A 24,844-nucleotide genomic window follows, 5' to 3' on the forward strand; every position below is an offset into this window, starting at 1 on the left:
ATAAGCAAGCGCTCGCGAAATTGCTTGTCGGAAGCGCGCAAAGTGAACGGAGTCGCGTCCTATCATTCCACTTTGACCCGCGGCCCCGATCGCTCTCCCGGCGATCGATTCTGCAGCTCCCTTGCGCATACATCGGCGGTGACAGACAAAATCCTACATTGGAAGCCCGTTTCGAGATGGCATAGAGCAGCCGGAGAAACGGAGAGGGCGAGATGGAAGAGCAGCGCGCGACGACGATCCTGCCTTGCAACGACCTGGCGGCGAGTCTGGCCTTTTACGAGCGGCTCGGGTTCCGGCTGGTCAGCGATTATGGCGACTACAAGATCCTGGAGGACGGCAAGGGCTGGCACCTGCACCTCAACAAGGCGGTGCTCGGCTGGCTGGTGCCGGGGCACAATCCGTTCGGCATCTATCTCTACACCGACGATGTCGATGGCGTGGCGGATCGGGTGCGCGAGCTGATCATCGAGAAGGAAGGGCCGAGCCTCAAGCCCTGGGGCTGCTATGAGTTTGCGGTGAGCGATCCGGACGGGACGCTGGTACGGATCGGTCGCGTTGCAGACTGAAGCCGGGCAATTGCTGCGCATGGCGGCCGATGCCGCCAACCGGGGCGACTTCGCGCAGGCGCTGCCGATGCTGAGCCATGCGCTGGCGATCGATTCCGAGGCGACGGCCCCGGCCTATGCCGAGCTGCTCTCCCACTTGTCGCTCACCAGCTGGCCGCGCCAGCTCGAAGCCGATCTGGTGACGTGCCTCCATGCAGGCTCGGTCGATCCGCAGACGCTGGCGCGCGCCGCGGCGCGGATGCTGCTAGTCAAATATCCCGAGCCGGTGGTGACGGGGGATGCGCTGTGGGAGGCTTTCCTCACCCGCTGCATCAATGTCGATCCGGCGATGGAAATGCGGCTGAGCTGGCTGGCCGGGCAGAATCTGCCGGACGGCCTGCGCGATGCGCTGGCGGTGCAGGCATTCGCGAGCGAATATGTGTGGGGCGGGGAGGAATTGGGGGTTCCTGCCGAAGCCGCGGTCGAGCTTGCCGAGGAGCGTGTGCTGGCAGTGGAAATGCCTTCGCCGGGGAAACAGGAAGGGAAAGAAGAAGAGGAGCGGGCGGGACGACGCGTCTCAGATGCTGTCCGCGCCCAGTATGAGGTTAATCCCTATCCGCGCTGGCGAGTGTCCGGGGCACGGCAGCGCGTGTCGGTGGCGGCGCACCTCGCGGCACTCGGCGCGCCACAGGCCGAGCCGCTCGAGGTCCTCGTCGCCGGCTGCGGCACCGGGTTCGAGCCGATCGACCTGGCGCGGATGGACCCGTCCCTGGCGATCACCGCGCTCGATCTCAGCGCCGCCAGCCTCGCCTATGGCAAGCGCATGGCCGGGGTGCTGGGCGTGGAGCGGGTCCGCTTCGTGCAGGGCGATATCCTCGATGTCGCCCAGCTCGGCCAGCGCTTCGGCCTGGTCAGCTGCACGGGGGTGCTCCATCACATGGAGCGGCCCGGCGACGGGCTATCCGCGCTGGCGGAGGTGATGGCGCCGGGCGGGGTGCTGCGCCTCGCGCTCTACAGCGAGCGGGCGCGGGCATGGGTGGCGGAGGCGCACCGGGTGATCGCCGAGCATGGCTGGGACGCGAGTGCCGAGGGCATTCGCGCGTTCCGGGCCCATGTCCTCGCGCTGCCGGCGGAGCAGCCGATTTCGCGCCTGCGCGAAAGCGACGATTTCTACACGCTGAGCGGCTGCCGCGACCTGTGCTTCCATGTCCGCGAGCATTGGTACGGCCTGCCCGCGATCGGCGAGATGCTCGCGGCTGCAGGGCTTGAGCTGCTGATGCTCGACGCGCCGCCCGAGGCGCAGGGCCTGTTCGCGCAGCTTTTCGGGACGGGAAGCGACCGGCGCAACCTGGCGCTGTGGGACCGGCTGGAGGCAACAGCGCCGCACCTGTTCGCCGGGATGTTCCATCTGTGGGCGCGGAAGATCGGCTAAGTACCTCCGTCATCCCCGCGCAGGCGGGGATCCAGGGTAGGTCGGGGTGTCGAAGCAATCAGGCCATTCGCTGCCGGAAATGCCTGACATTGCGGCGCGCAACTTGCCCTTGGCTCTGGATCCCCGCCTGCGCGGGGATGACGTTTGTGAGGTAGGCAACGGTTACAGGTTGATTCCGATCGCCATGCCTCACCCGTCGATCGGCAGCGGCGCTTCCGGCGAGACCAGGCCCGCCTCGCGCAGCTCGCGCCAGAAATCGGCCGGGATGACCTCGTTCAGCGCGGCATGATCCTCGGCGAGACGGCTCGGCTTGCTGGCGCCCGGGATCACCGCGGCGACCGCCGGGTTGGCCAGCGAGAATTGCAGGCCGGCGGCCTTCATGCTGATCCCGTGGCGATCGGCGATCGCCTTGATCCGGGCGACCTTGTCGAGCATCGCCTGTGGCGCCGGGGCATATTCGAAATGCGCCCCGCCGACGAGCACGCCCGAGCTGTACGGCCCGCCTACCACGATGCCGAGCCCGCGCTCGGCGACCTTGGGCATCAGCCGCTGCAGCGCGCGCTCATGATCGAGCAGCGTATAGCGCCCGGCGAGCAGGAAGCCGTCGGGACGCGGCTCCTCCAGATCGAGCAGCAGCTCGCACGCCTCGACCTTGTTCACGCCCAGGCCCCAGGCCTTGATCACGCCCTCATCACGCAGGCGGTCGAGCGTGCGGAAGGCGCCCTTGCGCGCCTCGGCGAAGCGATCGACCCATTCGTCGCGGTAGAAATCCTGGGCGAGGTCGTGGACGAAGACGATCTCGATGCGATCGGTCTTGAGCCGCTTCAGGCTGTCCTCGATCGAGCGCATCGTCGCGTCGGCCGAATAGTCGTTGATCACCTTGTTGGCGCGGCCATGGGCGAAGACGCCGGCCTTCTCGCCCTGGTCACGCGCGCTGACATCCTCCAGCTCATCGAGGATCACGCGTCCGACCTTGGTGCTGATCACATAGTCTTCGCGGGGCCGGTTCGCGAGCACGTCGCCCATCCGGATCTCGGCCAGGCCGGCGCCGTAAAAGGGCGCGGTGTCGTAATAGCGGATGCCCTGGTCCCAGGCGGCATCGACGGTGGCGAGCGCTTCCGCCTCGGGAATGTCGCGGAACATGTTGCCGAGCGGCGCGGCGCCAAAGCCCAGCTTGCCGGGAAGGATGTCCTTGATCGCCATGTCGCTCGCCCTTGTTCAGCCCTGTCCGGGCGACAGATAGGAAGCGGGCACGCCCGGCGGAAGGGCGATACCCGAATGGGGTGCGGGACAGCCTGAACCGGACGGATACCAATAGAAGCAACGCTTTCGGACGTATCGGTCAGATTCGGATTGTCGTGACGCGGGCCGGCATGGGAGCTTTCAAAAGGGCCGGGAGGTCTCTCGCCCTTTCAGACGCGGAGGAAATGCATGCCCATGCTTCATGTACTTTCGAGCATCTATCTGGCGGCGGCAGGAGTTGCCCAACCGGCGCCCGCATTTCTGTTCAACAGCAATCCAGTCGCGGTGAACGATACGGCATCGGTCCAGTGTCTGACGATCCAGTCCATCAACGTGCTTGCCAATGACTATGATTCGGACGGTGATCCGCTCACGGTCACCAGTGTCGACTGGCAGACGGGCAATCATGGCTATGCCGAAGTCGACGGCAACATGATCTCCTATTCGGCTGACTCCGTTGGCACCGACGAAATCTATTATTCCGTGTCGGACGGCAATGGGGGCACCGCCACCGCCAAGCTGACCGTCACGATCACCGGCAGGCATTGCGACGAGGAAATCATCTTCCCCTAGGCCAGCCCGAACGGCACCACGCGGTTCAGCTCGACATGCCCTATCTCGGCCCGGCCGAGATAGGGTACGCCCATCTCGGCGCACCAGCGCAGGATCATCTGGTCGATCGTCTCGCCGAAGCTGTAATTGCCCTCGGCCTCGCCATTGTCCTTCACCGCGGTGACCTGGCCCAGGCGGACACCGGCAATGCCCTTGAGCTGGGTGGCATGGGCCATCTGGAACAGCATCCGGTCGATCCGGTAGAGCGGCTCGTCCACTTCCTCGATGTAGAGGACGTGGTCGGTCAGGTCGGGCAGGTACTTGGTGCCGATCAGCGACGCCAGGATCGACAGGTTGAACGCGGCGGCGGGGCGCCCGTCGGCCAGGCCGGGTTCGAGCCCGCGCCTGTCGCCGTCGATCAGCCAGCCGAGCACCCAGCCGGCGGCGGTGCCGTCGTCGTTCTTGCCGATGCTGGAGGCCATCGCGCCGTGCGCCACTCGGCCGATCCGCCGGGCATAGAGCGCGCCGAGCAGGAAGCCCATGTCGGAGAAGCCGATATAGGTCTTGTGGTTCGCCGCCGGGCCGAGCTTGGGCATCACCGCCTCGAGGATGCGGTTCGAGCCATAGCCGCCGCGCGCGAACCAGATCGCGTCGAACCCCGGATCATTGGCGAATTCGAGGAAGGCGGCAGCACGCTGTTCGTCGGTGCCGGCGAAATGGCCGGCCTCCAGATAGCATTGCGGGTGGAAGACGATCTCGTGCTGCGGATAGGTCAGCGCCATGAACGCGGCCATGCGCAGCGATCCTTCGCGGCTGACCGGTCTTGCTGGTGCGACGACTCCGATGCGCATGCCTTGCCCCTTTGCTTCGAATTGCCGATAGCGCGGGGTCATGGAGCATCGCAAACCTTACTTCTTCGTGGGCATCGGCGGTTCGGGGATGATGCCCCTCGCGATGATCCTGGCCGGGCAGGGCGCCAAGGTGGCGGGATCGGACCGCAGCCTCGATTCGGGGCGGCTGCCCGCCAAGTTCGATTTCCTGAAGGCGAGCGGCATCGACCTGTTCGCGCAGGATGGCAGCGGCATCAGCTCGAGCGAGCAGATCGTCGTCGCCTCCGCCGCGATCGAGGAGACGGTGCCCGATGCCCGCCGCGCGAGCGAGCTGGGCAACCCGCGGATGACGCGGGCCGAGCTCAACGCGGCGCTGTTCAACGCATCGCCGCTGTCGATCGGCGTGGCCGGGACCAGCGGCAAGTCGACCGTCACGGGCATGATCGGCTGGATCCTCCATGCGCTGGGCCGCGATCCGACGGTGATGAACGGCGCGGTGATGAAGAACTTCGTCACGCCCGAGGCGCCGTTCGCGACCGCGCTGGTCGGCGCGGGCGGCACCTATGTGAGCGAAGTCGACGAGAGCGACGGATCGATCGCGCTCTATCGCCCGCAGGTGGCGGTGCTCAACAATGTCAGCCTCGATCACTTGCCCATGGAGAAGCTGATCGAGCTGTTCGGCGCGTTCATCGCGCGGGCCGGCAAGGCAGTGATCAACCTCGACAATGGCGAGGGCGCGCTGCTCGCCGCGACCATGCCGCGCGACCGGCTGCTGACCTTCGCGATCGGCAGCCCGGCCGACCTGACCGCGATCAACCTGCGCGAGCAGCGCTACGGCATCGCGTTCGAGCTGGCGCGGGAAGGCGAGCCGTCGATCCCGGTGACCTTGCAGGTGCCGGGGCGGCACAATGTCTCCAATGCGCTGGCGGCGATCGGCGCGGCGGTGGCGGCGGGCCTCCATATCCGCGACGCGGCGCAGGCGATCCAGGGCTTCCAGGGCCTCAAGCGACGCTTCGAGCTGGTCGGCGAGGCCAGTGACATCGCGGTGATCGACGATTTCGGGCACAACCCGGACAAGATCGCCGCGACGCTGGACACGCTCCACGCGTTCGAGGGGCGGCTGCTGCTGCTGTTCCAGCCGCATGGCTATGGCCCGCTCAAGGTGATGCGCGCCGAGCTGGTCGGGATGTTCGCCGCGAAGCTGGGCGCCGAGGACGTGCTCGTCCTGCCCGATCCGGTCTATCACGGCGGCACCACCAGCCGCGAGGTGACCAGCGCCGACATCGTCGCCGATGTCGCGGCGACCGGGCGGAACGCGGTCCATATCCCCGACCGCGCAGCGGCGGCGGCGCACCTCGTCGCGATCGCCAGGCCGGGCGACCGCATCGTGGTGATGGGCGCACGCGACGACACGCTGAGCCAGCTCGCCGCCGAGATGCTGGGCAAGCTGGCGGGCTAGAACCGCATATTTCCGGCGTTTGGACTTCGAACATCCAGTTGAGAGACGGGTCACCGCGACGGAGATATGTTATTGGATGTGCTCTCTGAGAAAAGGGATTGCTGAAGTTGCTCGGCAGACATCAGCAGGGCATTGATTTCCATGGTGACCTTTTGGGCTTCTTCTAGAGTCACGATCCGAGCCTCTGGACTTACGCGGCGGTTAGGATGCTGCGTTCCTCTATCCTCAACTGGGTACATTCCGCGCGCATACATGATGTGCCAAAGGCCATCTTCGAAAAACCAAATACCGTGCGCCAATAAATCTCGGATCAGACCATTTGCCTCCGCTCTCGCCCGGAATTTCTTGAAACTTTCGGCGTCAGTCTTCACCGTTTGCAACTCGATCAAATCGCGAATTAAACTGATTCGATCGATTGCTCGCGGCTCTCTCACCGCAAGCCGTGCGACAGCATCCGTGACACCGATGAGGCGTGTCACTATCCGTTGCAGCAAGTGCTCAAAGGTAGCCCAGCGCACTATGATGCGGCCAATCTCTGCACTGAGATCGTCTGGGAGATCCACCCTGGCGTTGCTGACAATCGTACGAGGCTTCGCCATGCCGAACCACCCGTGAAGAGGACGTACTCCGCAGGATGCTGAGTACCTCACCAAAGCCGCACGAACCGCTCATTGAGTCAAGCGAGCCTCGGCGGCGGGGAAGGCAGATCAGTCCGAAAGGGAAGCAACAAGCGTAGATCACTTGACGTGTAGGATTCGGTCTGATTCAAAGGGGAAAGGCCGCCGAGGTTTCCCCCGGCGACCCCCAGACTAGAACGGGTCAGTTGATCGGCCGACCGTCCTTGTCCGTCTTGAAGGTCTCAACGATTGCCGTCTTGTGACGGCGCTCAGCGACCTTCACGGGAATGAACTGACCGTTGTCAGCATCACGCCCGCGCTTGTGCGTTGCCATAGATTACCACCTCCTTCCTTTGGCTAGCTGCCTGCTTAATCAGCTAGTTCGGGGCGAGTGCGGTACTTGACTTCGCGGAGACATTGATTCCGTGGGTTTCTTTCGAAGTCGAGTCCAAACACGACTTGTCCACAATAATGCGCTTATAGCACGCCCGCTTTGCGCTATTTTCCCATTCGCCTGCGAGGGGTTTCCATTGTAGCGACCCTTCGCAGATAGTCGTGCCTGCTTTCCCATGTGGAAAGCATCGTTGACATGTTGCGCCTCGCGGCGTAAAGCTCCCTTTACAAGATGTAAAGGGAGCCAGTCATGGCGATGAATCGTGCGCAGAAACGCTATTCGGTTTCGGTGATGCTGCTGATGGCCGGCTATGTGCTTATCCTGTTCGGCGTGGTTGCCTATCATGACAACCATCCGCTGCATGGACCGCTCGGCTATGTTGTCGGCCTGATGCCTGCCTTTCCGGTGATCGGGGTGTTCTTCGTGCTCGGGCGCTATCTGGTCGAGGAGCGGGACGAGTATCTGCGCATGCAGGTCACCCGCCAGGCGCTGATCGCCACCGGCTTCGCGATGAGCATCGCCACGGCCTGGGGCTTCCTCGAGAATTTCGACCTCGTGCCGCATGTCTATGCCTATTACGCGGCGATCCTGTGGTTCGCGGGCCTGGGCCTGGGCGCCTGCATCAACAAGGTCGCGGCGATGCGGGGAGGCGGGGAATGATCAACCGCCTCCGCGTGCTGCGCGCCGAGCGCGCCTGGAGCCAGCAGGACCTGGCCGAGCGGCTCGAGGTCTCCCGCCAGAGCGTCAATGCGATCGAGACCGGCCGCTACGACCCCTCGCTGCCGCTCGCCTTCAAGATCGCCGACCTGTTCGGCCTGACCATCGAAGAGATCTTCACCAACCCCGCCAAGGAGCCCAAGCAATGATCCGTCGTATCGCTTTCGCGCTGCTCGCCACCGCCAGCATTCCCGCCATCCTCGGCGCGCCGCGGGCCCATGCCGCGGTCGCGCCCGCCCAGGCCGGGCTGATCCAGATGGACCATATCTCGGTGCAGGTGATCGGCAAGGGCAGCCCGGTGATCCTGATCCCCGGCCTCTCCAGCCCGCGCGCGGTGTGGGACGGCGTGGCACCCGAGCTGGCCAAGACGCACGCCGTCTATCTCGTCCAGGTCAACGGCTTTGGCGGGGATGCGCCGGGCGCCAATCTGGGTACGGGGATGCTGCCCGGCATCGTCGCCGACCTGCACAAGCTGATCGCCGACAGGAAGATCGGCGGCGCGGCGGTGGTCGGCCATTCGATGGGCGGGCTGGTGACGCTGATGCTGGCCAGGGCGCATTCGGGCGATGTCGGCAAGGCACTGATCGTCGATGCGCTGCCCTTTGTCGGCTCGGCCTTCATCCCGGGATCGACCATCGACAGCGTGAAGCCCCAGGCCGAGGCGATGCGCGCCCAGATGGCAGGACTGTACGGCAAGCCCTTCCCGGCGGCGGTGGGCCAGGCGATCGGGCGCCAGAATGCGCTCAAGCCGGAATCGCAGGCGCAGGTCGCGGCCTGGTCTGCCGCGGCGGACATGCGCGTCACGGCCCAGGCGCTCTACGAGGACCTGCAGACCGACATGCGGCCCGATCTCGCGAGCATCTCCGCGCCGGTCACCGTGCTGGTGCCCTGGACGGCGGCGCGCGGCGGCGAGGGGGCGGTGCTCGACCTCTACAAGCGCGAATATGCCGGCGCGCCCAAGGCCAATGTGACGGGCGTGGCGGAGAGCGGCCACTTCATCATGCTCGACCAGCCCGAGGCCTTCCGGGCGGCGCTGACTGCCTTCCTGGCCGGCTGAGCGGACAAAGAAGGGCCCGGGAACATCCCGGGCCCAGTTCTGCTCACTTCTGGTATCTGGGGATCAATAGGTGCCGGAGAAGCTCCGGTTGAGGTTCCTGTCGCGGCTCCAGTCCTGATCGTCGCGTCCGCCGAACAGCGCGCCCGAGCGCTCCTCGTCCTTCCACGCCGCCTGCGCCTCGTCGGCGGTCTTGCGCAGCGTCACCTTTTCGTCGACCGACTGGACCCAGCGTGACGGGATCGAGTGATGATGGCCGCCGGCATCGGTATCGTTCTTCGTCAGGATGATCCGGTCGCCGCGTACCTTGTCGACCTTGCCGACATGGCTGCCGTCCGATCCGACCACCTCCATATGCTCGCTCACCCGGCGCACGGCGTCGCGCTGGCCCTGGCGGTCGGTGCGCCAGCTGTTGAACTCGTTCTGGAAGCGCTGGGCGTTCTCGCGGCGATATTCGTCATAGTCGCTGTCGAGCTCGGCGATGCGCTCGCGGCGCCAGCTGCCATAATGGTCGTCCGGGCCATGCGCCCAGCGTTCGTTGCGATCCTGACGGGCATCGTAGCGCATGTCCTCCTCGCGCCGGCGCTCGGCGTCGCGATCGCCGAACCAGGAGCGGACCTCGTCTCCTGCGCGATCGAGAAAGCCGCGGTCCGCTTCGTAGGCCGTATTGCGCGCGCTGCGATCGTAGCGGGCCTGGCTGCCATAGCCGCGATCCTGGCCGCGGGGCTCGTCCCAGCCGCCCCGATAGTCGCGGCCGCCACGGTCCCAGTCATTGCCATAGCCGCCACGGCCATAGCTGGCCCGGCCGCCATAGCCATAGGGTCCGCGCCCGAGTTCGCCGGCCGCGGCATATTCGCGGGCGCTCGAATAATGCTCGCCGCCGGCGCGCCGCGCGCCGCTGACTTGATATTGATCCTCGGGGCCGAAATAACGGGGATCGGTGTAGCGGTCGTTCATGAAATCCTCTCCATTGCCGGTTGGGCGAATTGGTGCGGATTCAGCGGACAAGGACCGCGAATGGTTCCTGGAAAAGCCGGGCTTTTCAGTGCCATTCGCCGCGCGGACGAAGCGTTTTGCCGCGCTTGTTTCAAGCCGGTTGCATTGGGGCAGAAGCGCCGCTAATGGAGCGCCTCCCGGGCAACCGGGACAGGCGGCGGGGCTGTAGCTCAGATGGGAGAGCGCTGCAATCGCACTGCAGAGGTCAGGGGTTCGATTCCCCTCAGCTCCACCAGCCGCCCCTTCTTCCCGACAGCATGAATTGAACGCGAGCGGCCTGGCTTTGCGGGTGCCGTTTCAGACGAAGGGCGCCAGCAGCACCATCAGCGCGGCTACCGGCACGACGGCGCGCGGAACTGCCGGGCGGTAGGTGAGCCCGAGCAGAAGGATCGCGCTGACAAAGGGGATCAGCCCGAACCACAGGACGAGCGCCTGGCCGCCGTCGCGCGCGAAGATCGCAAGCAGCGCGGAGAGCGCCACCAGCGCCCAGCCATAGCGGGCGGGATGGCGGCGCGCCGAGAGTTTTGCCTGCGCGCCGAGCAGGGGAGGGGCGTGGCGCGACATGCCGGCGGCGAGCGCGAACATGCCAAGATAGAGCAGGCCGGTGATGGCGAGGGTCATGCGGCGGCGCGCCTCTTGCGTTCGGGACGCTTCGCCGGGCCGCGCAGCTGCTGCCGGACGAGCAGCGCCAGGCTGGCGGCGGTAGCGAACAGCGCCGCCGACATCACGCTGAGTGGCAGGCCGATGAGCGCCGCGAGCGCGCAGGTGAGGGCGGTGGCGGCGGTCAGGAGGGGCCAGGACCAGCGAGGTGGGAGCATGGTGCCGAGAACCAGAGCTGCTGCGGCGGTCCACAATGCGGTCGATACCTCGAGTTCGGCACGACCATTCAGGCCGAGGGGGAGCAGGCGGTTGGCGAGCAGATAGGCGGCGCAACCGAGGGGGACGCCTCCCAGAAAACCGGCGTTGAGGCGTTCCAGGATACGGTTTCCCAGAGAGAGCGGCGCCCGTTCGCGGCGTTTCACGATCCAGAGGACCATTCCCGTCGCAATTGCGAGCGTCAGCATCGCGCCGCCGAGGAAATAGAGCCAGCGCGTCGCAAGCGGGGCGAAGCGGGCCATGTGGAGGCCATAGACGACATTGTAGGTCTGGATCGCCCCGCGATCCTCTCGCCAGGTGCCGAGCGGCTTGCCGGTGACTCCGTCGAAGCTGATCTGGGATGGGTTGAAGCCGATCTGATCGGCATCCGAGCGATAGACGGTGACCACCGCCGCCTTGTCACCGGGGTTGAGCACATAGACCCGGCCGATCGTGCCGCCCAGCTGTCGCTGCGCCTCGCGCAGCATCGGCGCGACCGGGGCGAGCGCCGCCTTCTCGCCGGTCGGCGCGCGCTGGGTGAAGCCGGGGGTGAAGTCCTGGTAGAATTTCGCCAGGTCACCGCCGTAGAGCGCGGTGATGCCCCAGGGCATCGACAGCGAGGCCAGGGTGACCAGCCCGGTGAAGGTGATCATCAGGTGGAAGGGCGTGGCGAGCACACCCAGCGCATTGTGCCCGTCGAGCCAGGAGCGCTGGCCCTTGGCCGGACGGAAGGTGAAATAGTCCTTGAAGATGCGGCGGTGCGCGATGATCCCGGTGATCAGCGCGACCAGCATGAACATCGCCGCGAGCGAGGCGAGCAGCCGGCCCCAGGGATAGGGCAGCTCGAGTTCGAAATGCAGCCGGTAGAAGAACTCGCCGCCCAGTGTCTCGCGCGGGGCGGCGGCGCCGCTCACCGGATCAAGCGCGCGGTAGAGGAAGGCGCCGTCGCTGTCGTACGCCGCCTCGACCGTGTTGCTCCGCGCGTTCGGAGCGGTGAGGTACCAGCCGGTCGAGCCCTTGCTGTTCCTGGCCAGCCAGTCGGTCGCCGCCTGCACCGCGTCGGCCGGATCGGCGGTGGCGACGGTCTCCGGACGCATCCACTGGCCGATCTCGGGCTTGAACACGCTGAGCGTGCCGGCGAGGCACATGACGAACAGTACCCAGCCGAGCAGCAGGCCCACCCAGCCATGCAGCCATGCCATGACCTGGCGGACACCTTCGCGGATCGCGGCGCTCATACCGGTGCTCCCACGGCCCAGGCGATCGCGGCGAAGAGCGCGCCGAGCAGGACCACGCCGGCCCAGGCGCGCCACGGTCCGCGGGCGAGGAACGCCCAGATCGTGACCGCCGGGCCGACCAGAAAGGCAAGCAGGGTCGCCGGCACCACTGCCTGCGCCCGGTCCATCGGCAGGATCCGGGCGAGCGCCATGGCGAACAGCGCGGCGACCGCATAGGCGCCGATCGTTCCCGCCACCACGCGCGCCGCGACATTGGCGCGGTAGCGCCAGCCGGCTCGTTGTTGTGCTGCCCCCGCCACCTGGAAACCGTAGATCAGTAGGCGAAGCGAAGCGAGACGGTCGCGCTGCGGGGCGCGGCGTAGAAGGCCTGGCCCCACATCAGGCTGCCGAGATACTTCTCGTTGCCGACATTGCGGACATTGACCGCGGCGGTGAGCCGGTCGACCAGCTTGATGCTCGCCATCAGATCGACCACCGCATAGCTGGGCTGGCGCAGGATCACGTCGCCGGTCATCACGCCGGCGCTCTGCACGCCGCTATCGGCATAGGTGATCGCGTTCTGCCAGCGCAGCTGGGCGCCGAGCTTGAGGTCGTTGAGCTGCGGCACGGCATAGGTGGTGGCGAGCTTGAGCGTGCGGTTGGGCAGCCAGGTGCGGGTGCGGTTGCCGGCATCGTCCTCGATCTTCATGCCGGTATAGCCGCCGCTGATCGACCAGTTATCGGTCACCTTGCCGGAAAGCTCGACTTCGAAGCCCCTGGAGGTGGTGTCGACGCCCAGATAGCAGCTGTCGCCCAGCTTGCCGCCGGTCGGGCAGGGGCCGGCCGGATCGCCGAAATCGCCGGCATAGGAAGCGAGCCCCTTCTGCCTGGCGCGGAACAGGGTGGCGGTGGCGTAGAGCCGGCCGCCGAACCATTCGCTCTTGATGCCGCCCTCCAGGCTGCTGCCCTTGGCCGGGGCGAGCTTGGCACCATCGACGCCGAGCTCGACCTGCGGATTGAAGATGTCGGTGTAGCTCGCATAGAGCGTGATGTTCTTCGTCACGTCGAACAACAGGCCGGCATAGGGGCTGACGGCGCTGTCCTTGCGCGCCTGGTCGGTGCCGTAGGAGGTGCCGTTGGAGCGGATCCACATCGCGCTGGCGCCGACCACGGCCTTGAGCCGGTCGGTGAAGTTGAGATGCGCGGCGCCATAGGCGCGGGTCAGCTTGTCGGTGTATTTCGCCGCGAGATACTCGCCCGGATAGGTCGGCTCGGCGACCTGGGTGCTGCCCCAGTCCTGCCACTTGGAATAGACGATCGTGTCGAGCGAGAAATTCTCCCATTCGCGCCCGTCCGAGCGGCCGGTGGAGACGCCGAAGGCCAGCTGGTGCTCGCGGCCGAACAGGGTGACCGGACCCGAAGCGTAGAAATCGCCGAGATACTGGTCATAGACCGAGGGATAGATGCCCGACATGCCCTCGACGCCCAGGCCGGTCGCCTTGTCGGGATAGTTATAGGCGTAGAGGAGCTTCGCATTCTCCTCGAAGCGCTTGTAGGTGAACACGCCCCTGGCCTGCCAGCCGCCGCCGAACTCGTAGTTCAGCTCGGCGAAGGCGCTCTGGTCCTTGACGTCCCAATAGGTCCAGTCGGCCGAGGTGGAGGCCGAGACCGGATAGGGCACGCGGGTGCCGTCGGTATAGGTGAGCGGCAGCGCGCCCCACAGCACGCCATCGGCGTTGTTCTGCTGGCGGGTATAGCCGGCGGTGACCGTCAGCCCCTGTGCCGGCTTCCACGCGATGATCGCGCCGTACACGTTCCGGTTGACGTGGTTGTAGTCGAGATAGGAATCACGCTGGTCGTGCGCATAGACGAAGCGTGCGGCGAGCGTGTCGCTTACCGGCACGTTAACGTCCGCCTCGCCGCGCCACTGGTTCCACGAGCCGCCCTGGGCGGTGACGCTGGCGTGGAGCGCGTCGAAGGACGGGCGCTTGCGGACATAGTTGATCGTCGCCGACGGATTGCCGATGCCGGTCATGATCGCATTGGCGCCGCGCACCGCCTCGACCCGGTCGAACAGCGCGGTGTCTAGATCGCCGAACTGGATGCCCCAGAACAGGGGCATGCCGATGCCGTCGACCTGGAAGTTCGAAACGTCGAAGCCGCGCGAGTTGAAATAGGTGCGGTCGGTCTCGACCCGCTCGACATTGATGCCGGGCAGCTGGGCGATCAGGTCGTTGACGTTGGTCAGCGCGAAATCATCGATCCGGGTGCGATCGAAGATGGTGATCGACTGCGGGGTTTCCTTCGGCGTCAGCGCCAGGCCGGTGGCCGCAGGCGTCTTCTCGTTCGCCAGGCCGGTGACGACGATCTCGTCGCGGCTCTTGTCCTGATCCTCGTCTCCCTCCGGTCCGGCGGCCCAGGCGGTCATGGGCAGGAGCATGGCGCTGGCGAGCAGCGCGCTGCGGAGGAAGGTCTGCATCGCGGATTCCCTTTGAAGCGATCGTTTGGGCGCTGGTAGGGAAGGGTATATTGCGAGTCAATCGCATTAGCGAAAGCTGGGCGTTCAGCCGTCCGCCGGACAAGAAAAAGGGGAGCGGTGGCGCCGCTCCCCAGGGAGGTTTCTCGTCGAAGGTATCTAGAAGTCGATCTTCGCGCCGACGCGGAAATAGCGGCCCGTGATGTTCGGGCCGGCCCAGGCCGGATTGAAGCCGTAGATGCTGTAGGCCGCGTTCGGATCGAAAGGCGGCTTGATGTTGAGCACGTTGAGCGCGTTCACATAGACCGAGAACTGGTCGTTGATCTTGTGCGACGCGGTCAGGTCGAGGTTCCAGATCGCCTTGGAGCGGCACTGATAGGGCGTGCCGTCGTCATAGGCGAAGGCATGGGTGCAGTCGTCCGGCGAGGCGGCATTGATGTCGAGCTCCGCCACCTTGTAGCCGCTGGTGTAATAGGCGGTGGCGGTGACGGTGGTGCTGCCGAACTCGAGCGTGTTCTGCCAGCTGGCGCGCCAGCGCGGCGAGCCCGAGCAGGAGGTGATGTTGCACGGGCTGAGCGTGCCTTCATATTGGAGCGGCGGCTGCGCCTGTCCGGTGACCGGATCGATGTTGGTCAGGTGGTTCTTGTCGAGGTACGAGGCTTCGAACGAACTGGTCAGGCGCAGGCCGTCGGTGACCTTCACCCGCGCGTTGACTCCCAGATCGATGCCCTGGACCAGCTGCTGGTTGGCATTGGCGTAGGAGGCCTGGATCGTGCCGATATGCGGCAGGGCATTGGGGTTCGCCTGGTCGGGCGTGCCCTGGGTGACCGTGAAGCCCGGAATGTTGACCACGCCGTTGTTGCGATAATAGGCGTCGATCACCGGCCCGGTGTTGGTGACGCCGACGATCTGGTCGCGGACCTTGATTCGCCACAGGTCGACCGTGAAGCTGATCCCGCGGATCGGCTCGAAGATCGCGCCGAGCGTGAAGTTCTCCGACCGCTCCGGCTTCAGCGCCGGGTTGCCGACATTGGTGAGGCCGACCGAGAAGGGCTGTGCTGCATAGGCGTTGTTGCCGTGCGCCGCGCAGAAATTGGCATAGGTCGCGCAGAAGGTGCCACCGCCGTTCGAGACGAAACCCGTGGTCGGCAGTCCGAATGCCTCATTGAAGCTCGGGATGCGGAAGCCCTTCGACCAGGTGCCGCGGAAGGCGACCTGCGGGATCGGGGTGAACTTGGCGCCGATTTTGGGCGAGAAGTTCTTCTGGCCGGTCGAATAGGAGTCGTAGCGGCCCGACAGGTTCAGCTCGAACTGCTTGACGATCGGCGCCTCGATCTCGCCGAACGCCGAGAAGACGTTGCGCGAGCCCGCGGTGCCGACGGCGTTGACGGCGTAATAGCGATCATAGGGATGCGCATCGTTCTGCGGATTGGCGCTGGGGGCGTCGATCGATTCGTGGCGATAGGCCAGGCCCGCCGCCGCGTTGAGCGGGCCGCCGGGCAGCTCGAACACGGCGCGGGAGACGTTCGCCGTCGCCTGCCACAGATTCGAAACCGAGAGCGTGCGGCTGGTCGGCATGATGTAGTTCCACACATCTTCCGAATTGGCGGCGGGATTGGCGAAGTTGAACGTGCCGCGCGCGACCATGTCCATGATCCGCTGCGGGATCGGATAGCCATTCTGGTCACGTTTGAGCTCGACGCGCGAGGCGACGAAATTGGCCGAATAATCCCAGTCGCCGAAGATGCTGCCCGACAGGCCGATCACGCCGCGCAGCGAGCGCGCCGAGGTCTTGTCGGTGGTGGCACGGTCGGGCCCGAACAGCAGCTGCGCCGTCTGCCCCGATGCCGCATAGGGGTTGTAGGGGTTGAGCGTGCCATTGGCCGCGGTGCAGCCGGTATTCAGGCCGTTGAGCGTGCCGGTGCCAGTCGCGCAGACATAGACCGGGGCGATCACGTTATAGACCACGGCGCCGCTGCGCGGCGTGGTCGGTCGCTCGTTGAAGGCGCGCGGGGCGCCCGAGGCGAGCGTGTCGGTCTGGTAGAAATTGCCCTGGACATAGAGCTGGTGCGCCTCGCCCAGATTGGCGGTGAAGCGCGTCGAGACGCCGAAGCGCTCCACATCTGGCTGGAGCATCGAATAGGCGCCGGTGAGGTTCGCCTCGCAGACCCGGCCATCGGCGGGCGCGGAGGCGGAGCCGCCCTGGGCGGGATCGAGCTGGGCCGCGTTCAGCTGGGTGCGGGTCCAGCGGCCACAGCCGAGCGCCGGGTTGAGATAGGAGAAGCGGCCGCTGCCGATCGCGCCGCCCGCGGTGGTGACCGGGCGGACCGCGGTCACGCCCGGCACGCCGAAGAACGCATTGGCGCTGCCGTCCGGGCTGACGCCGTTCGAGTTGAGGTTGGGAAGGCAGGCGCCGTCGGCCTTGCAGATCCGGCTCCAGTCGGTGGTGTTGAACGGATAGCCGCGATCGCGCGCCCAGAGCGCGTCCTGCTTCAGATACTCGCCGCTGACATAGACGTTGAAGCCCTGCTCGCGCAGGTCGCCATAGCCCCAGGTGAGATCGGCGCGGCGCTCGCCGGCATCGCCATATTGCGAGATGCCCGCCGAGACATTGGCGTGCAGGCCCCTGATCTCCTTCTTGGTGATCACGTTGATCACGCCGGCGACCGCATCGGCGCCATAGGTCGAGGAGGCGCCGTCGCGCAGCACGTCGATGCGCTCGATGATCGCGTTCGGGATGGTGTTGAGGTCGACGAAGTTGCGCTGGCCGTCGTCGGCGAGCGGATAGGGGGCCATGCGCAGCCCGTCGAACATGGTGAGCGTCGCCTGGACGGTGAGGCCGCGCAGGGCGACCGCATTGGCGCCGGCGGCGAAATTATTGCCGCTGTTCCAGCCCTGGGTGATCGTGCCGGCATTGCCCGCCGAGATGCGCTGCAGCGCCTCGGCGACGGTGTTCATGCCACGCTGCTCGAGCGCCTCGGCCGAAAGCACGGTCACCGGCGACGGCGTCTCGGCATTGGTGCGGCGGAACAGCGAGCCGGTGACGACGATGGTCTCGCCGGATTCGGCCTGGGTGGGAGCTTCCTGGGCGGGCGCCGCGGTCGAAGTGGGCGCGGGGGTGGCGCTATCCTGCGCTGCCGGGGCATCCTGTGCGCCGGCCGGGGTCGCGAACAGGATCGCGCAGCAAAGCGCCGTCGAGCCCCGCAACAGGCGGGTCATGGTCTTGGTTCGATCTGTCATTTTCAGCCCTTTTAATGGTGGGCCGCTCGGGCACCCCGACGCCGGTGCTCACTGGCGGGCCCACGCCCTCTTTTGCTCGCGGGGCGGGACTGATGATTCCGCTTGGGAAACCCGCTGGCCCGATCGCGCAGGCTATCGCCCGCAGCCCGCCCGCTGCGCCGTCTTCCCGATTGGAAGTACAGGCACACGGGCACGCTGCGGGGGAGATGGGCGGTTCGCCTGTGTTACGCGACCAAGGCAGCGGCCCTTGCGACGAAGCCGGACCTGCCCGAACGCAAAGATGCCGGCGGGGCTGGCGCCGGCATCAGGAGATGGTGACGATTTGATCCGGGCCCGGAAGGGAGGCCGGGCTCCGGATATCGGATCAGGGCATCAGGCCGGCTTGGCGCCCGCGGTGCCGCACTTCACGAACTTGCCCTTGGCGTCCTTGCAGCGAGTCGCCTTGGCGGGGGTGGCGGGCTTGGTCGCGCATTTCACGAACTTGCCATGCGCGTCGCGGCAAGGGGCCGCGGCGATCGAAGGCGAGGCCGCGGCGAGCATCGCGAGCGAGGCGCCGGCGATCATCAACTTCCTGAACATGGGCATCTTCTCCGTTGTGGAGCCTGGAAATTGCGCTCCGCCGGGTGGCACGGAGTTCTCCGCAGGATGAACTTTCCGCAATATTCAGTGCCTGGATGCCTGCAGCTCGATTCTATTATTTCGGCGCACGGGGAAAACATTCTGGCGCAGGGGCAATTGCACAGTGAGTGAGTGGGAATAAGCTAGCGACTCGTTGAGCGTGCTTTCCCCAGCTCGAGGGAGTTAAGCGAATGCCCGAAAATGGCCTCTTCGATACGTCGCTTCCGACCCTGACGATCTATGACCGTGCCGATCGTCCATCGCGCAGCCTGCTTGCCCATGCCGGGCAGATCATCGAGCTCGGCGCCGGTGGCGGCGGGCGCAACCTCTGGGCCGCGCGGCTCGACGAGGCGGTGCGCCTGACCGAGCGCCCGGTGATCCTGGTCGCGCACGGCATCGGCTGCTTCGCCGTGACCTGGTGGGCGCGGCTCTCGCCGGCCTCCTATGTCGAGAAGGTGGCCGGGGCGGTGTTCGTCCGGCCGCTGGGATCGGTGGTCGGCGCCTCGCCCGAGCAGCTGTTCGCCGGGCCGCGGCTGCGCATCGCCTTCCCGTCGATCCTAGCCGACACCGGGGCAGACGCCGCGGCGCTGGCGCGTGACTGGGGCAGCCGCTTCCTCGATTCCTCGCCGCTGCGATCGATCGGCGAGCTGCTCGCCTCGCTGCGCGGCGATGCGGACGGGCAGCCGGAGACGGGGCGCGGCCTGCTCAGCCTGGCGCGCTGAGGCACAAACAACTGGATTTCCGCGGAGGCGCAGGCTAGGGGCCAGTGCGCTGCCCCCGGGCGGCACCTCGCTATTTGGGGAGTAGCCAGCCGCGCACCTGCGCGGGCTCCCGCGTCAACATACTTGGCCGAGAGGCCATGGCGCGGGAGGGACGGGATCACCGTTCGGGCGAGACCAATGGCGTCGCATCTCCGTCCTTGCCGGGCGGGGAGGTGCGATGTCGTTGGATTTCGTCTCCGTCCGGCCCGGAGTTCCTCTTGCTCGAAGCCCTGTTCAGCTCGACCGCGCTCGTCGCCCTCGCCGAGATAGGCGACAAGACCCAGCTGCTCGCCATCCTGCTCGCCACCCGCTTCAAGAAGCCGGTGCCTATCGTGCTCGGTATCCTGGTCGCCACGCTGGCCAATCATTTCCTCGCCGCGCTGGTCGGCTCCTCGGCCGCCGAGCTGCTCTCGGGCGCCTGGTTCCGCTACCTGATCGCCGCGTCGTTCATCGCGATGGGGCTGTGGACGCTGATCCCGGACAAGATCGACGATCTCGAGGACAAGCCGGCGCGCTTCGGCGCCTTCCTGACCACGGCGATCGCTTTCTTCCTGGTCGAGATGGGCGACAAGACCCAGCTCGCCACCGTCGCGCTGGGCGCGAAGTTCCACAATGTCTGGGCGGTCACGGCAGGCACCACGATCGGCATGATGCTGGCCAACGTGCCCGCGGTGTTCCTGGGCAATGCGCTGCTGCAGCGCGTCCCGCTCAAGCTGGTGCACGGCATCGCCGCGGCGCTGTTCCTGGCCGCGGGCGTCTGGATGCTCGTCGAGACGGCGGGCTGGCTCTAGATTTCGCCCATCTCGGCGGTGAAGGTGACGCGCAGCGCTTCGGAAAGGCTGCGCGCGCCCAGCTTCTGCATCAGATTGGCGCGGTGCACCTCGACCGTGCGCGGGGAGATGCCGAGATCATAGGCGATGGTCTTGTTGGGGAAGCCGGCCGCCAGCCCGTCCAGCACTTCGCGCTCGCGCATCGACAGGCTGGCGAGCTGGGTGCGCGCGGCGTCGGTGCGCGAGGCGCTGCTCCCCTCGCAGGCGCGGCCAAAGGCAGTCTCGATCGCGCAGAGCAGCTGCTCCGCCTCGAACGGCTTTTCGAGGAAATCGACCGCACCATTGCGCATCGCCTTCACCGCGATGGTCACGTCGCCATGCCCCGTAAGCACGATCACCGGCATGGTGACGCCGCGCGCGGCGAGCTGCTGCTGCACCTGCAGCCCGTCCATCTCGGGCATGCGGATGTCGAGCAGGATGCAGCCCTGTTCGGCGCTGCGCAGATCGCGCAGGAACGCGGCACCCGACGGCCAGGTGCGCACGGCATAGCCCGTGGTCTGCAGCATGAACCCGATCGAGTTCCGGACGCTTTCCTCGTCATCGATGATGTGCACCAGACGCCGGTCGTTCATTCAGACTGCTCCGTTTCCATGCGTGCGAGAGTGAAATGGAATGCAGTGCCGCCCTCGGGCCGCGCCTCGCTCCAGATCTTTCCGCCATTGGCCTCGACGATCGTCCGGCAGATGGAGAGGCCCAGTCCCATCCCGCCATGCTTGCTGCTGTTGAAGGCGCGGAAGAGATTCTCCGCGATTTCGGGTTCGATCCCGGGTCCCGTATCCGCCACGGTGACGCGGACATAGCCGCCGGGCTCCGGCTGGCTCGAAACGGTGAGGCGGCGGATCTCCGATTCCGCCATGGCGTCCACCGCGTTGCGCATCAGGTTGATCAGCACCTGCTGCGTCTGGATCTTGTCGACCAGCACCTCCGCGCTCGCCCGGTCGATGACGAAGCGGGTCTCGATCCCGCGCTCGCGTGCGCCGATCAGTGCCAGCTGCGACGCTTCCTCGACCAGTGCCTCGAGATCCTCGACACTCTTCTCGCTGTCGCCGCGCGCGACGAATTCGCGCAGCCGGCGCACGATGCCGCCGGCGCGCATCGCCTCATTGGTCGCTTCGTCGAGCGCGTGCTGGATGATCGGCAGGTTGGAACGCTCGGCGACGCGCATCAGGTTGCCGGCGCCGCGGACATAGTTGACCACTGCAGTGATCGGCTGGTTGAGCTCGTGCGCCAGGGTCGATGCCATGGTGCCCATCGCGCTGAGGCGCGCGGCATGGACCAGATCGCCGCGAAGCTGCTCGATCCGCGCCTCGGCCTTCTGCTTCTCGGTCAGGTCTCGGATGAAGCCGGTGAACACACGGACGCCATCGGTGACCGCCTCGCCGACCGAGAGCTCCATCGGGAAGGTCGAGCCGTCGCGGCGCTGGGCGATGACCACGGTGCGGCCGCGCCCGATCACCCGGCGCTCGCCTGAAGTGAGATAGCGGGCGACATAGTCGTCGTGCCGGCCACTATCCTGGCGGGGCATCAGCCGGTTGATGTTGGTGCCGACCATCTCGGCCTCGGTGAAGCCGAACAACCGTTCGGCCGCGGCGCTGAACGAGAGGATCCGGGCATGCTCGTCGATCACGATCATCGCATCGGGCACGGTGGCGAGGATCGAGCGGAACTGGTTCAGGCTCGCCCTGAGCTGCCGTTCGGCCTGTTGCTGCGCGCCGCTGGCGAGAATGGTCTGGCCGGCATGCGCCCTGGTGGCGAGCAGGAGGACCAGCCCCGCGCTGGCGAGGAAGAGCAGGAGATCGACGACGCTTTCCGGCGTCCCGTGCGGCGTCGCCAGATTTTCCATGGCGATCGACAGGATCGTTGCGACCAGGCCGGGGAGCAGCCCTGCCAGCAATGCCGCGACCAGCACAGCCAGGAGAAAGATCAGATATTGCGGCCGGTCGCCAAGCCAGGGATCGAGCAAGGCACGCAGCGCGCCGGCGGCGGTTGCCGCAAGCAAGGCGAGGCCAATTCCTCCCCACCGCTTCTGGAACGCCCCGACGATCATCTCAGACGGCAGTATCTCCCGACCTGCCGGAATGGCGGCCGCACGCATTGGAAACTTGAATCACAAGCGCCGAATGGACACGCCAATTGGTGAGTCGGAGAGAGTTGATCATTACGACCGGGTAATCCGGCCGGCCGACAAGTTCACACCCGTGAAAATACAGTGGTTAATGTGCTGGTGTGCGAAAGCCGGGCAAGGCATTGGACTTTCAGGCCCATCTACATTATGTACCGGTCATTATGGAAATCACTGCCTGCCATGCCGCCAAGGGGCGCCCCCGTGAATTCGACACCGACTCGGCGTTGACCGCGGCGCTGCGCGTCTTCTGGACCAAGGGCTATGAAGGTGCCTCGCTGAGCGATCTGACCGAGGCGATGGGCATCACCCGGCCGAGCCTTTATGCCGCTTTCGGCAACAAGGAAGCGCTCTTCAGGAAGACGCTCGACCTCTACCAGCGCGAGAAGCTCGATTACATGGGCAAGGCGCTCGATGCGCCGACCGCGCGGGGAGTCGCGGAGCGGCTGCTGATGGGCGCGCTCGAGATGCAGATGAGTTCGTGCGATCCCAAGGGCTGCATGGGCGTGATCAACTCGGTCGCCTGCGGCACCGAGGCCGAGTCGATCCGGGCCGAAGTGCTCAAGCGCGGCGCGACCGTGAAGCAGGGGCTGATCGACCGGTTCGAGCGCGCGAAGACGGAGGGCGACCTGCCCGCCGACACCGATGTGATCGGGCTGACCGCCTATCTGACCGCGCTGCTCCAGGGCATCGCGCTGCAGGCCGGCGGAGGCACGTCCTGCGCCGACCTCAAGGCGCTGATCGACACCAGCCTTTCCTGCTGGCCGAGCAAGTAAGCGGCAACGGAAGAGAAATCGTCATCCTGGCGAAAGCCGGGATCTCGTGCCGCTGACCGTCCGCTTGCCGCCTGAGATCCCGGCTTTCGCCGGGATGACGGGTGACCCGTCAAACTTTTTTCTCACCCGTCTCGACAAAAAATACCGAGCGGTATAAAAAGTCCCTTGACGCAACGCAGCACGATTTCTATACCAGTCAGTATAGAAATGAGGGAAGTTGCCGAAGCGAGGGAATGGGACTGGGGTCCTAGCCCGAAACTCCAGCAGCGCTGAATTTGGACAGGACCGGGATGGTGCGCCGCAGACACATGCGTCTGCGCGAAAGCCTCGTCTCGTGCCGGTTGAGGATGACCGGAAATGCTCGCGGAAACAGCTCCGCGCGGCACGGGGAGGTTTGTGCCTTCCGCCGGGCAACAAGCAGGAGGAGACGATCATGGCCTATCTCAACTTTTCCGCGCTCGAGGGTCGCCCGGTCATGGCGCCTGCCGATGTCCTCCCGGTCACCGGCTTCTCCGCGCTCGAATGGCAGGTCGTCGCGATCGCGCAGCACGATCGGCTGGCGAGCCTCGAGAAACCCGGCCGCCTCTCGGTGGCACTGGGCATGATCTTCGGGGGCGAGTCTCCCAATCCCAAGCTTGCGGACCTCAAGCTGGAGGCGCTGCGCCGGATGTCGGTGCTCGCCTGGCACAAGGGCTATGCCGTGCCGCGTCACGAGATCCGCGCCTTCCACGAAGCGGGCTTCACGCCCGACCAATATGAAACGCTGCTCGCGAGCATCAGCCGCGGCCGGGCAGCCCTTAATCAGGGGAAGCGATTCCAATGAACATGATCTCGCGCATCGAAACCGAGACCGGCGACAGCAAGCCGGGCGTCTCGGCCCGTATCCGCCGCATGCCCTTGTGGCAGCGTGGCAGCCTGGTTGCGATCCCCGTGGTGCTGGTCGCCGCCGGCCTGGGCATCGCCAGCAAGGACGCGCCCGCCGCGATGGCGGCCCCGCCGCCGCCGGTGGTGACCGTCTCCACCCCGCTCGTCCGGGACATCAACGAGTGGGACGACTATGTCGGCCGCTTCGAGCCGAGCCGCGCGGTCGAGGTGCGTCCGCGCGTCTCCGGGGCGATCACCGGCGTCCACTTCACGGACGGCGCGATCGTCCAGAAGGGCCAGCTGCTCTTCACGATCGACCAGCGTCCCTTCGCCGCGGCGCTGGCCGAGGCACGCGCCGGGCTGGCGAGCGCCGAGAGCGATCTCGCGCTGGCCCGTTCCGACCTGAGCCGCGCCGAGCGTCTTGTCTCGGTCGAGGCGGTGTCGAAGAGCGATGTCGAGCGGCTCCAGGCCCGCGTTCGTGCCGCGGGTGCCGCGGTCTCGGCCGCCCAGGCCCGCGTCCGCAGCCGCGCGCTCGACATGGAGTTCACCCAGGTCCGCGCACCGATCGCCGGCCGTATCTCGGACCGCCGCGTCGATCCGGGCAACCTGGTCGCCGCGGGTGAGGGGCAGGGCGGTTCGCTGCTGACCACGATCAACGCGCTCGACCCGATCTACTTCACCTTCGACGGGTCGGAGGCGTTGTTCCTCAAGACCAAGCGCGCAAAGGAAGCGGGTGCCCAGGAATCGCCGGTGGAGATCCGTCTCCAGGACGAGACCGATTACAAGTGGAAGGGCAAGCTCGACTTCACCGACAACGGGCTCGACCCCAAGTCGGGCACGATCCGTGGCCGCGCGGTGCTGAGCAATCCGGGCATGTTCCTGACGCCCGGCATGTTCGGCAACATGCGCCTCTCGGCCGGCGGCACCACCCAGGCGCTGATGGTGCCCGATGCCGCGATCCAGACCGACCAGGCCCGCAAGCTGGTCCTGGTCGTCGGCAAGGACGGCAGTGTCGCGCCGAAGCCGGTCACGCTCGGCCCCGTGGTCGACGGGCTGCGCGTCGTCCGCTCGGGTCTGACCGCTCAGGATCGCGTGGTGATCTCGGGCACCCAGTTCGCCCAGCCGGGCGGCAAGGTGACCCCGAAGGCCGGCAAGATCGAGCCCACCGCAACCAGTCAGGCGCCGGCCCTCACGGCGCCGGTCACCGGCGAAGCAACTTTCGCCCGTTGACCATCAGCCGCCGGCTC

The 24,844-nt window shown here is 66.4% G+C and carries 25 protein-coding genes, 1 tRNA gene and 1 riboswitch; of the genes, 13 read left to right on the forward strand and 13 right to left on the reverse strand.

Annotation, left to right across the window (positions count from 1 at the left end):
* Window positions 1-212: 212 nt before the first annotated feature.
* A complete protein-coding gene (locus tag ACEN8G_RS02880) occupies window positions 213-566 on the forward strand; it encodes a VOC family protein (RefSeq protein WP_413415250.1) in 354 nt (117 codons plus the stop codon).
* Window positions 556-1,977: a class I SAM-dependent methyltransferase gene (locus tag ACEN8G_RS02885; protein WP_413415251.1), complete on the forward strand. Its 1,422-nt coding sequence runs from the start codon at window positions 556-558 to the stop codon at window positions 1,975-1,977. The genes ACEN8G_RS02880 and ACEN8G_RS02885 overlap by 11 nt, the downstream gene beginning before the upstream one ends.
* Window positions 1,978-2,166: 189 nt before the next feature.
* Here ACEN8G_RS02885 and ACEN8G_RS02890 read toward each other — a convergent pair whose 3' ends face one another.
* On the reverse strand, window positions 2,167-3,180 hold the full coding sequence (locus ACEN8G_RS02890; RefSeq protein WP_413415252.1) for an aldo/keto reductase: 1,014 nt from the start codon (window positions 3,178-3,180) through the stop codon (window positions 2,167-2,169).
* A gap of 234 nt (window positions 3,181-3,414) precedes the next feature.
* Between ACEN8G_RS02890 and ACEN8G_RS02895 the strand changes: the two genes are divergently transcribed.
* Complete coding sequence (locus tag ACEN8G_RS02895; protein ID WP_413415253.1) at window positions 3,415-3,792, forward strand: Ig-like domain-containing protein; 378 nt, start codon at window positions 3,415-3,417, stop codon at window positions 3,790-3,792.
* On the opposite strand, the gene ACEN8G_RS02900 is transcribed toward ACEN8G_RS02895, so the two are convergent.
* The gene (locus tag ACEN8G_RS02900) at window positions 3,789-4,622 is read right to left on the reverse strand and encodes an LD-carboxypeptidase (protein ID WP_413415254.1); all 834 of its coding nucleotides are present in this window, start codon (window positions 4,620-4,622) and stop codon (window positions 3,789-3,791) included. The genes ACEN8G_RS02895 and ACEN8G_RS02900 overlap by 4 nt on opposite strands.
* A gap of 40 nt (window positions 4,623-4,662) precedes the next feature.
* Here ACEN8G_RS02900 and ACEN8G_RS02905 point away from each other — a divergent pair, with 40 nt between their 5' ends.
* Window positions 4,663-6,060 carry a glutamate ligase domain-containing protein gene (locus tag ACEN8G_RS02905; RefSeq protein ID WP_413415255.1) on the forward strand — a complete coding sequence of 466 codons (1,398 nt, stop codon included), beginning with the start codon at window positions 4,663-4,665 and terminating at the stop codon, window positions 6,058-6,060.
* Window positions 6,061-6,110: 50 nt separating this feature from the next.
* On the opposite strand, the gene ACEN8G_RS02910 is transcribed toward ACEN8G_RS02905, so the two are convergent.
* Together ACEN8G_RS02910 and ACEN8G_RS02915 are read right to left on the reverse strand one after the other, a co-directional pair.
* Window positions 6,111-6,659 (reverse strand): hypothetical protein, encoded by a 549-nt coding sequence (locus tag ACEN8G_RS02910; protein WP_413415256.1) that lies wholly within the window; start codon window positions 6,657-6,659, stop codon window positions 6,111-6,113.
* Between the two features lie 220 nt (window positions 6,660-6,879).
* Entirely contained in the window at window positions 6,880-7,011 is a 132-nt protein-coding gene (locus ACEN8G_RS02915) for a hypothetical protein (protein WP_413415257.1), read from the reverse strand.
* 309 nt (window positions 7,012-7,320) lie between these two features.
* On the opposite strand from ACEN8G_RS02915, the gene ACEN8G_RS02920 reads away from it, so the two are divergent.
* From ACEN8G_RS02920 to ACEN8G_RS02930, 3 genes are read left to right on the forward strand one after another with little or no spacing between them, the layout of a single operon-like run.
* Entirely contained in the window at window positions 7,321-7,731 is a 411-nt protein-coding gene (locus ACEN8G_RS02920) for a hypothetical protein (RefSeq protein WP_413415258.1), read from the forward strand.
* Window positions 7,728-7,937, forward strand: coding sequence for a helix-turn-helix transcriptional regulator (locus tag ACEN8G_RS02925; RefSeq protein ID WP_184000814.1), 210 nt, complete (start codon window positions 7,728-7,730; stop codon window positions 7,935-7,937). The genes ACEN8G_RS02920 and ACEN8G_RS02925 overlap by 4 nt, the downstream gene beginning before the upstream one ends.
* Window positions 7,934-8,845: an alpha/beta fold hydrolase gene (locus ACEN8G_RS02930; RefSeq protein WP_413415259.1), complete on the forward strand. Its 912-nt coding sequence runs from the start codon at window positions 7,934-7,936 to the stop codon at window positions 8,843-8,845. Before ACEN8G_RS02925 ends, ACEN8G_RS02930 begins: the two co-directional genes overlap by 4 nt.
* A 63-nt stretch (window positions 8,846-8,908) precedes the next feature.
* On the opposite strand, the gene ACEN8G_RS02935 is transcribed toward ACEN8G_RS02930, so the two are convergent.
* Complete coding sequence (locus tag ACEN8G_RS02935) at window positions 8,909-9,799, reverse strand: DUF2171 domain-containing protein (protein ID WP_413415260.1); 891 nt, start codon at window positions 9,797-9,799, stop codon at window positions 8,909-8,911.
* Window positions 9,800-9,997: 198 nt separating this feature from the next.
* Between ACEN8G_RS02935 and ACEN8G_RS02940 the strand changes: the two genes are divergently transcribed.
* Window positions 9,998-10,073 (forward strand) — tRNA-Ala (locus ACEN8G_RS02940).
* A gap of 62 nt (window positions 10,074-10,135) precedes the next feature.
* Here the strand turns inward: ACEN8G_RS02940 and ACEN8G_RS02945 are convergent.
* The 6 genes from ACEN8G_RS02945 to ACEN8G_RS02970 form a co-directional block, all read right to left on the reverse strand.
* Entirely contained in the window at window positions 10,136-10,459 is a 324-nt protein-coding gene (locus ACEN8G_RS02945; protein WP_413415261.1) for a DUF3325 family protein, read from the reverse strand.
* Window positions 10,456-11,931, reverse strand: coding sequence for a PepSY-associated TM helix domain-containing protein (locus ACEN8G_RS02950; RefSeq protein WP_413415262.1), 1,476 nt, complete (start codon window positions 11,929-11,931; stop codon window positions 10,456-10,458). The genes ACEN8G_RS02945 and ACEN8G_RS02950 overlap by 4 nt, the downstream gene beginning before the upstream one ends.
* On the reverse strand, window positions 11,928-12,230 hold the full coding sequence (locus ACEN8G_RS02955; RefSeq protein ID WP_413415263.1) for a DUF3649 domain-containing protein: 303 nt from the start codon (window positions 12,228-12,230) through the stop codon (window positions 11,928-11,930). The genes ACEN8G_RS02950 and ACEN8G_RS02955 overlap by 4 nt, the downstream gene beginning before the upstream one ends.
* Before the next feature lie 14 nt (window positions 12,231-12,244).
* Window positions 12,245-14,389, reverse strand: a complete 2,145-nt coding sequence (locus ACEN8G_RS02960; protein WP_413415264.1) for a TonB-dependent siderophore receptor — start codon at window positions 14,387-14,389, stop codon at window positions 12,245-12,247.
* 156 nt (window positions 14,390-14,545) lie between these two features.
* Window positions 14,546-17,626 carry a TonB-dependent receptor plug domain-containing protein gene (locus ACEN8G_RS02965; RefSeq protein WP_413415265.1) on the reverse strand — a complete coding sequence of 1,027 codons (3,081 nt, stop codon included), beginning with the start codon at window positions 17,624-17,626 and terminating at the stop codon, window positions 14,546-14,548.
* Window positions 17,627-17,998: 372 nt separating this feature from the next.
* Window positions 17,999-18,205, reverse strand: a complete 207-nt coding sequence (locus ACEN8G_RS02970) for a hypothetical protein (protein WP_413415266.1) — start codon at window positions 18,203-18,205, stop codon at window positions 17,999-18,001.
* Between the two features lie 230 nt (window positions 18,206-18,435).
* On the opposite strand from ACEN8G_RS02970, the gene ACEN8G_RS02975 reads away from it, so the two are divergent.
* Together ACEN8G_RS02975 and ACEN8G_RS02980 are read left to right on the forward strand one after the other, a co-directional pair.
* The gene (locus tag ACEN8G_RS02975) at window positions 18,436-18,966 is read left to right on the forward strand and encodes an alpha/beta hydrolase (RefSeq protein ID WP_413415267.1); all 531 of its coding nucleotides are present in this window, start codon (window positions 18,436-18,438) and stop codon (window positions 18,964-18,966) included.
* A 64-nt stretch (window positions 18,967-19,030) separates the two neighbouring features.
* Window positions 19,031-19,213: riboswitch (yybP-ykoY riboswitch) on the forward strand.
* Window positions 19,214-19,223: 10 nt separating this feature from the next.
* Window positions 19,224-19,796: a TMEM165/GDT1 family protein gene (locus ACEN8G_RS02980; protein ID WP_413415268.1), complete on the forward strand. Its 573-nt coding sequence runs from the start codon at window positions 19,224-19,226 to the stop codon at window positions 19,794-19,796.
* Here ACEN8G_RS02980 and ACEN8G_RS02985 read toward each other — a convergent pair.
* Both ACEN8G_RS02985 and ACEN8G_RS02990 read right to left on the reverse strand, forming a co-directional pair.
* Window positions 19,793-20,407, reverse strand: coding sequence for a response regulator transcription factor (locus ACEN8G_RS02985; protein ID WP_307117901.1), 615 nt, complete (start codon window positions 20,405-20,407; stop codon window positions 19,793-19,795). The two genes, ACEN8G_RS02980 and ACEN8G_RS02985, sit on opposite strands and share 4 nt — an antisense overlap.
* Entirely contained in the window at window positions 20,404-21,834 is a 1,431-nt protein-coding gene (locus ACEN8G_RS02990) for a sensor histidine kinase (RefSeq protein ID WP_413415269.1), read from the reverse strand. The genes ACEN8G_RS02985 and ACEN8G_RS02990 overlap by 4 nt, the downstream gene beginning before the upstream one ends.
* Window positions 21,835-22,121: 287 nt before the next feature.
* Here ACEN8G_RS02990 and ACEN8G_RS02995 point away from each other — a divergent pair, with 287 nt between their 5' ends.
* From ACEN8G_RS02995 to ACEN8G_RS03005, 3 genes are all read left to right on the forward strand, one after another.
* A complete protein-coding gene (locus tag ACEN8G_RS02995) occupies window positions 22,122-22,733 on the forward strand; it encodes a TetR/AcrR family transcriptional regulator (protein ID WP_413415270.1) in 612 nt (203 codons plus the stop codon).
* A gap of 433 nt (window positions 22,734-23,166) precedes the next feature.
* A complete protein-coding gene (locus tag ACEN8G_RS03000; protein ID WP_307117904.1) occupies window positions 23,167-23,556 on the forward strand; it encodes a hypothetical protein in 390 nt (129 codons plus the stop codon).
* Window positions 23,553-24,827 carry an efflux RND transporter periplasmic adaptor subunit gene (locus ACEN8G_RS03005; RefSeq protein ID WP_413415271.1) on the forward strand — a complete coding sequence of 425 codons (1,275 nt, stop codon included), beginning with the start codon at window positions 23,553-23,555 and terminating at the stop codon, window positions 24,825-24,827. Before ACEN8G_RS03000 ends, ACEN8G_RS03005 begins: the two co-directional genes overlap by 4 nt.
* The last annotated feature ends 17 nt before the right edge of the window (window positions 24,828-24,844 follow it).

Origin of the sequence: Sphingomonas sp. Sphisp66 (genome assembly GCF_047324325.1) — a bacterium.
In the GTDB taxonomy this organism is placed as follows: Bacteria; Pseudomonadota; Alphaproteobacteria; order Sphingomonadales; family Sphingomonadaceae; genus Sphingomonas.

Bases quoted from the DNA above. Each gene is read 5' to 3' on its own strand.
- ACEN8G_RS02880 (WP_413415250.1), top strand. From the start codon at position 213: ATGGAAGAGCAGCGCGCGACGACGATCCTGCCTTGCAACGACCTGGCG.
- ACEN8G_RS02890 (WP_413415252.1), bottom strand. From the start codon at position 3,180: ATGGCGATCAAGGACATCCTTCCCGGCAAGCTGGGCTTTGGCGCCGCG.
- ACEN8G_RS02895 (WP_413415253.1), top strand. From the start codon at position 3,415: ATGCTTCATGTACTTTCGAGCATCTATCTGGCGGCGGCAGGAGTTGCC.
- ACEN8G_RS02900 (WP_413415254.1), bottom strand. From the start codon at position 4,622: ATGCGCATCGGAGTCGTCGCACCAGCAAGACCGGTCAGCCGCGAAGGA.
- ACEN8G_RS02905 (WP_413415255.1), top strand. From the start codon at position 4,663: ATGGAGCATCGCAAACCTTACTTCTTCGTGGGCATCGGCGGTTCGGGG.
- ACEN8G_RS02910 (WP_413415256.1), bottom strand. From the start codon at position 6,659: ATGGCGAAGCCTCGTACGATTGTCAGCAACGCCAGGGTGGATCTCCCA.
- ACEN8G_RS02915 (WP_413415257.1), bottom strand. From the start codon at position 7,011: ATGGCAACGCACAAGCGCGGGCGTGATGCTGACAACGGTCAGTTCATT.
- ACEN8G_RS02920 (WP_413415258.1), top strand. From the start codon at position 7,321: ATGGCGATGAATCGTGCGCAGAAACGCTATTCGGTTTCGGTGATGCTG.
- ACEN8G_RS02925 (WP_184000814.1), top strand. From the start codon at position 7,728: ATGATCAACCGCCTCCGCGTGCTGCGCGCCGAGCGCGCCTGGAGCCAG.
- ACEN8G_RS02930 (WP_413415259.1), top strand. From the start codon at position 7,934: ATGATCCGTCGTATCGCTTTCGCGCTGCTCGCCACCGCCAGCATTCCC.
- ACEN8G_RS02935 (WP_413415260.1), bottom strand. From the start codon at position 9,799: ATGAACGACCGCTACACCGATCCCCGTTATTTCGGCCCCGAGGATCAA.
- ACEN8G_RS02945 (WP_413415261.1), bottom strand. From the start codon at position 10,459: ATGACCCTCGCCATCACCGGCCTGCTCTATCTTGGCATGTTCGCGCTC.
- ACEN8G_RS02950 (WP_413415262.1), bottom strand. From the start codon at position 11,931: ATGAGCGCCGCGATCCGCGAAGGTGTCCGCCAGGTCATGGCATGGCTG.
- ACEN8G_RS02960 (WP_413415264.1), bottom strand. From the start codon at position 14,389: ATGCAGACCTTCCTCCGCAGCGCGCTGCTCGCCAGCGCCATGCTCCTG.
- ACEN8G_RS02965 (WP_413415265.1), bottom strand. From the start codon at position 17,626: ATGACAGATCGAACCAAGACCATGACCCGCCTGTTGCGGGGCTCGACG.
- ACEN8G_RS02970 (WP_413415266.1), bottom strand. From the start codon at position 18,205: ATGTTCAGGAAGTTGATGATCGCCGGCGCCTCGCTCGCGATGCTCGCC.
- ACEN8G_RS02975 (WP_413415267.1), top strand. From the start codon at position 18,436: ATGCCCGAAAATGGCCTCTTCGATACGTCGCTTCCGACCCTGACGATC.
- ACEN8G_RS02985 (WP_307117901.1), bottom strand. From the start codon at position 20,407: ATGAACGACCGGCGTCTGGTGCACATCATCGATGACGAGGAAAGCGTC.
- ACEN8G_RS02995 (WP_413415270.1), top strand. From the start codon at position 22,122: ATGGAAATCACTGCCTGCCATGCCGCCAAGGGGCGCCCCCGTGAATTC.
- ACEN8G_RS03000 (WP_307117904.1), top strand. From the start codon at position 23,167: ATGGCCTATCTCAACTTTTCCGCGCTCGAGGGTCGCCCGGTCATGGCG.
- ACEN8G_RS03005 (WP_413415271.1), top strand. From the start codon at position 23,553: ATGAACATGATCTCGCGCATCGAAACCGAGACCGGCGACAGCAAGCCG.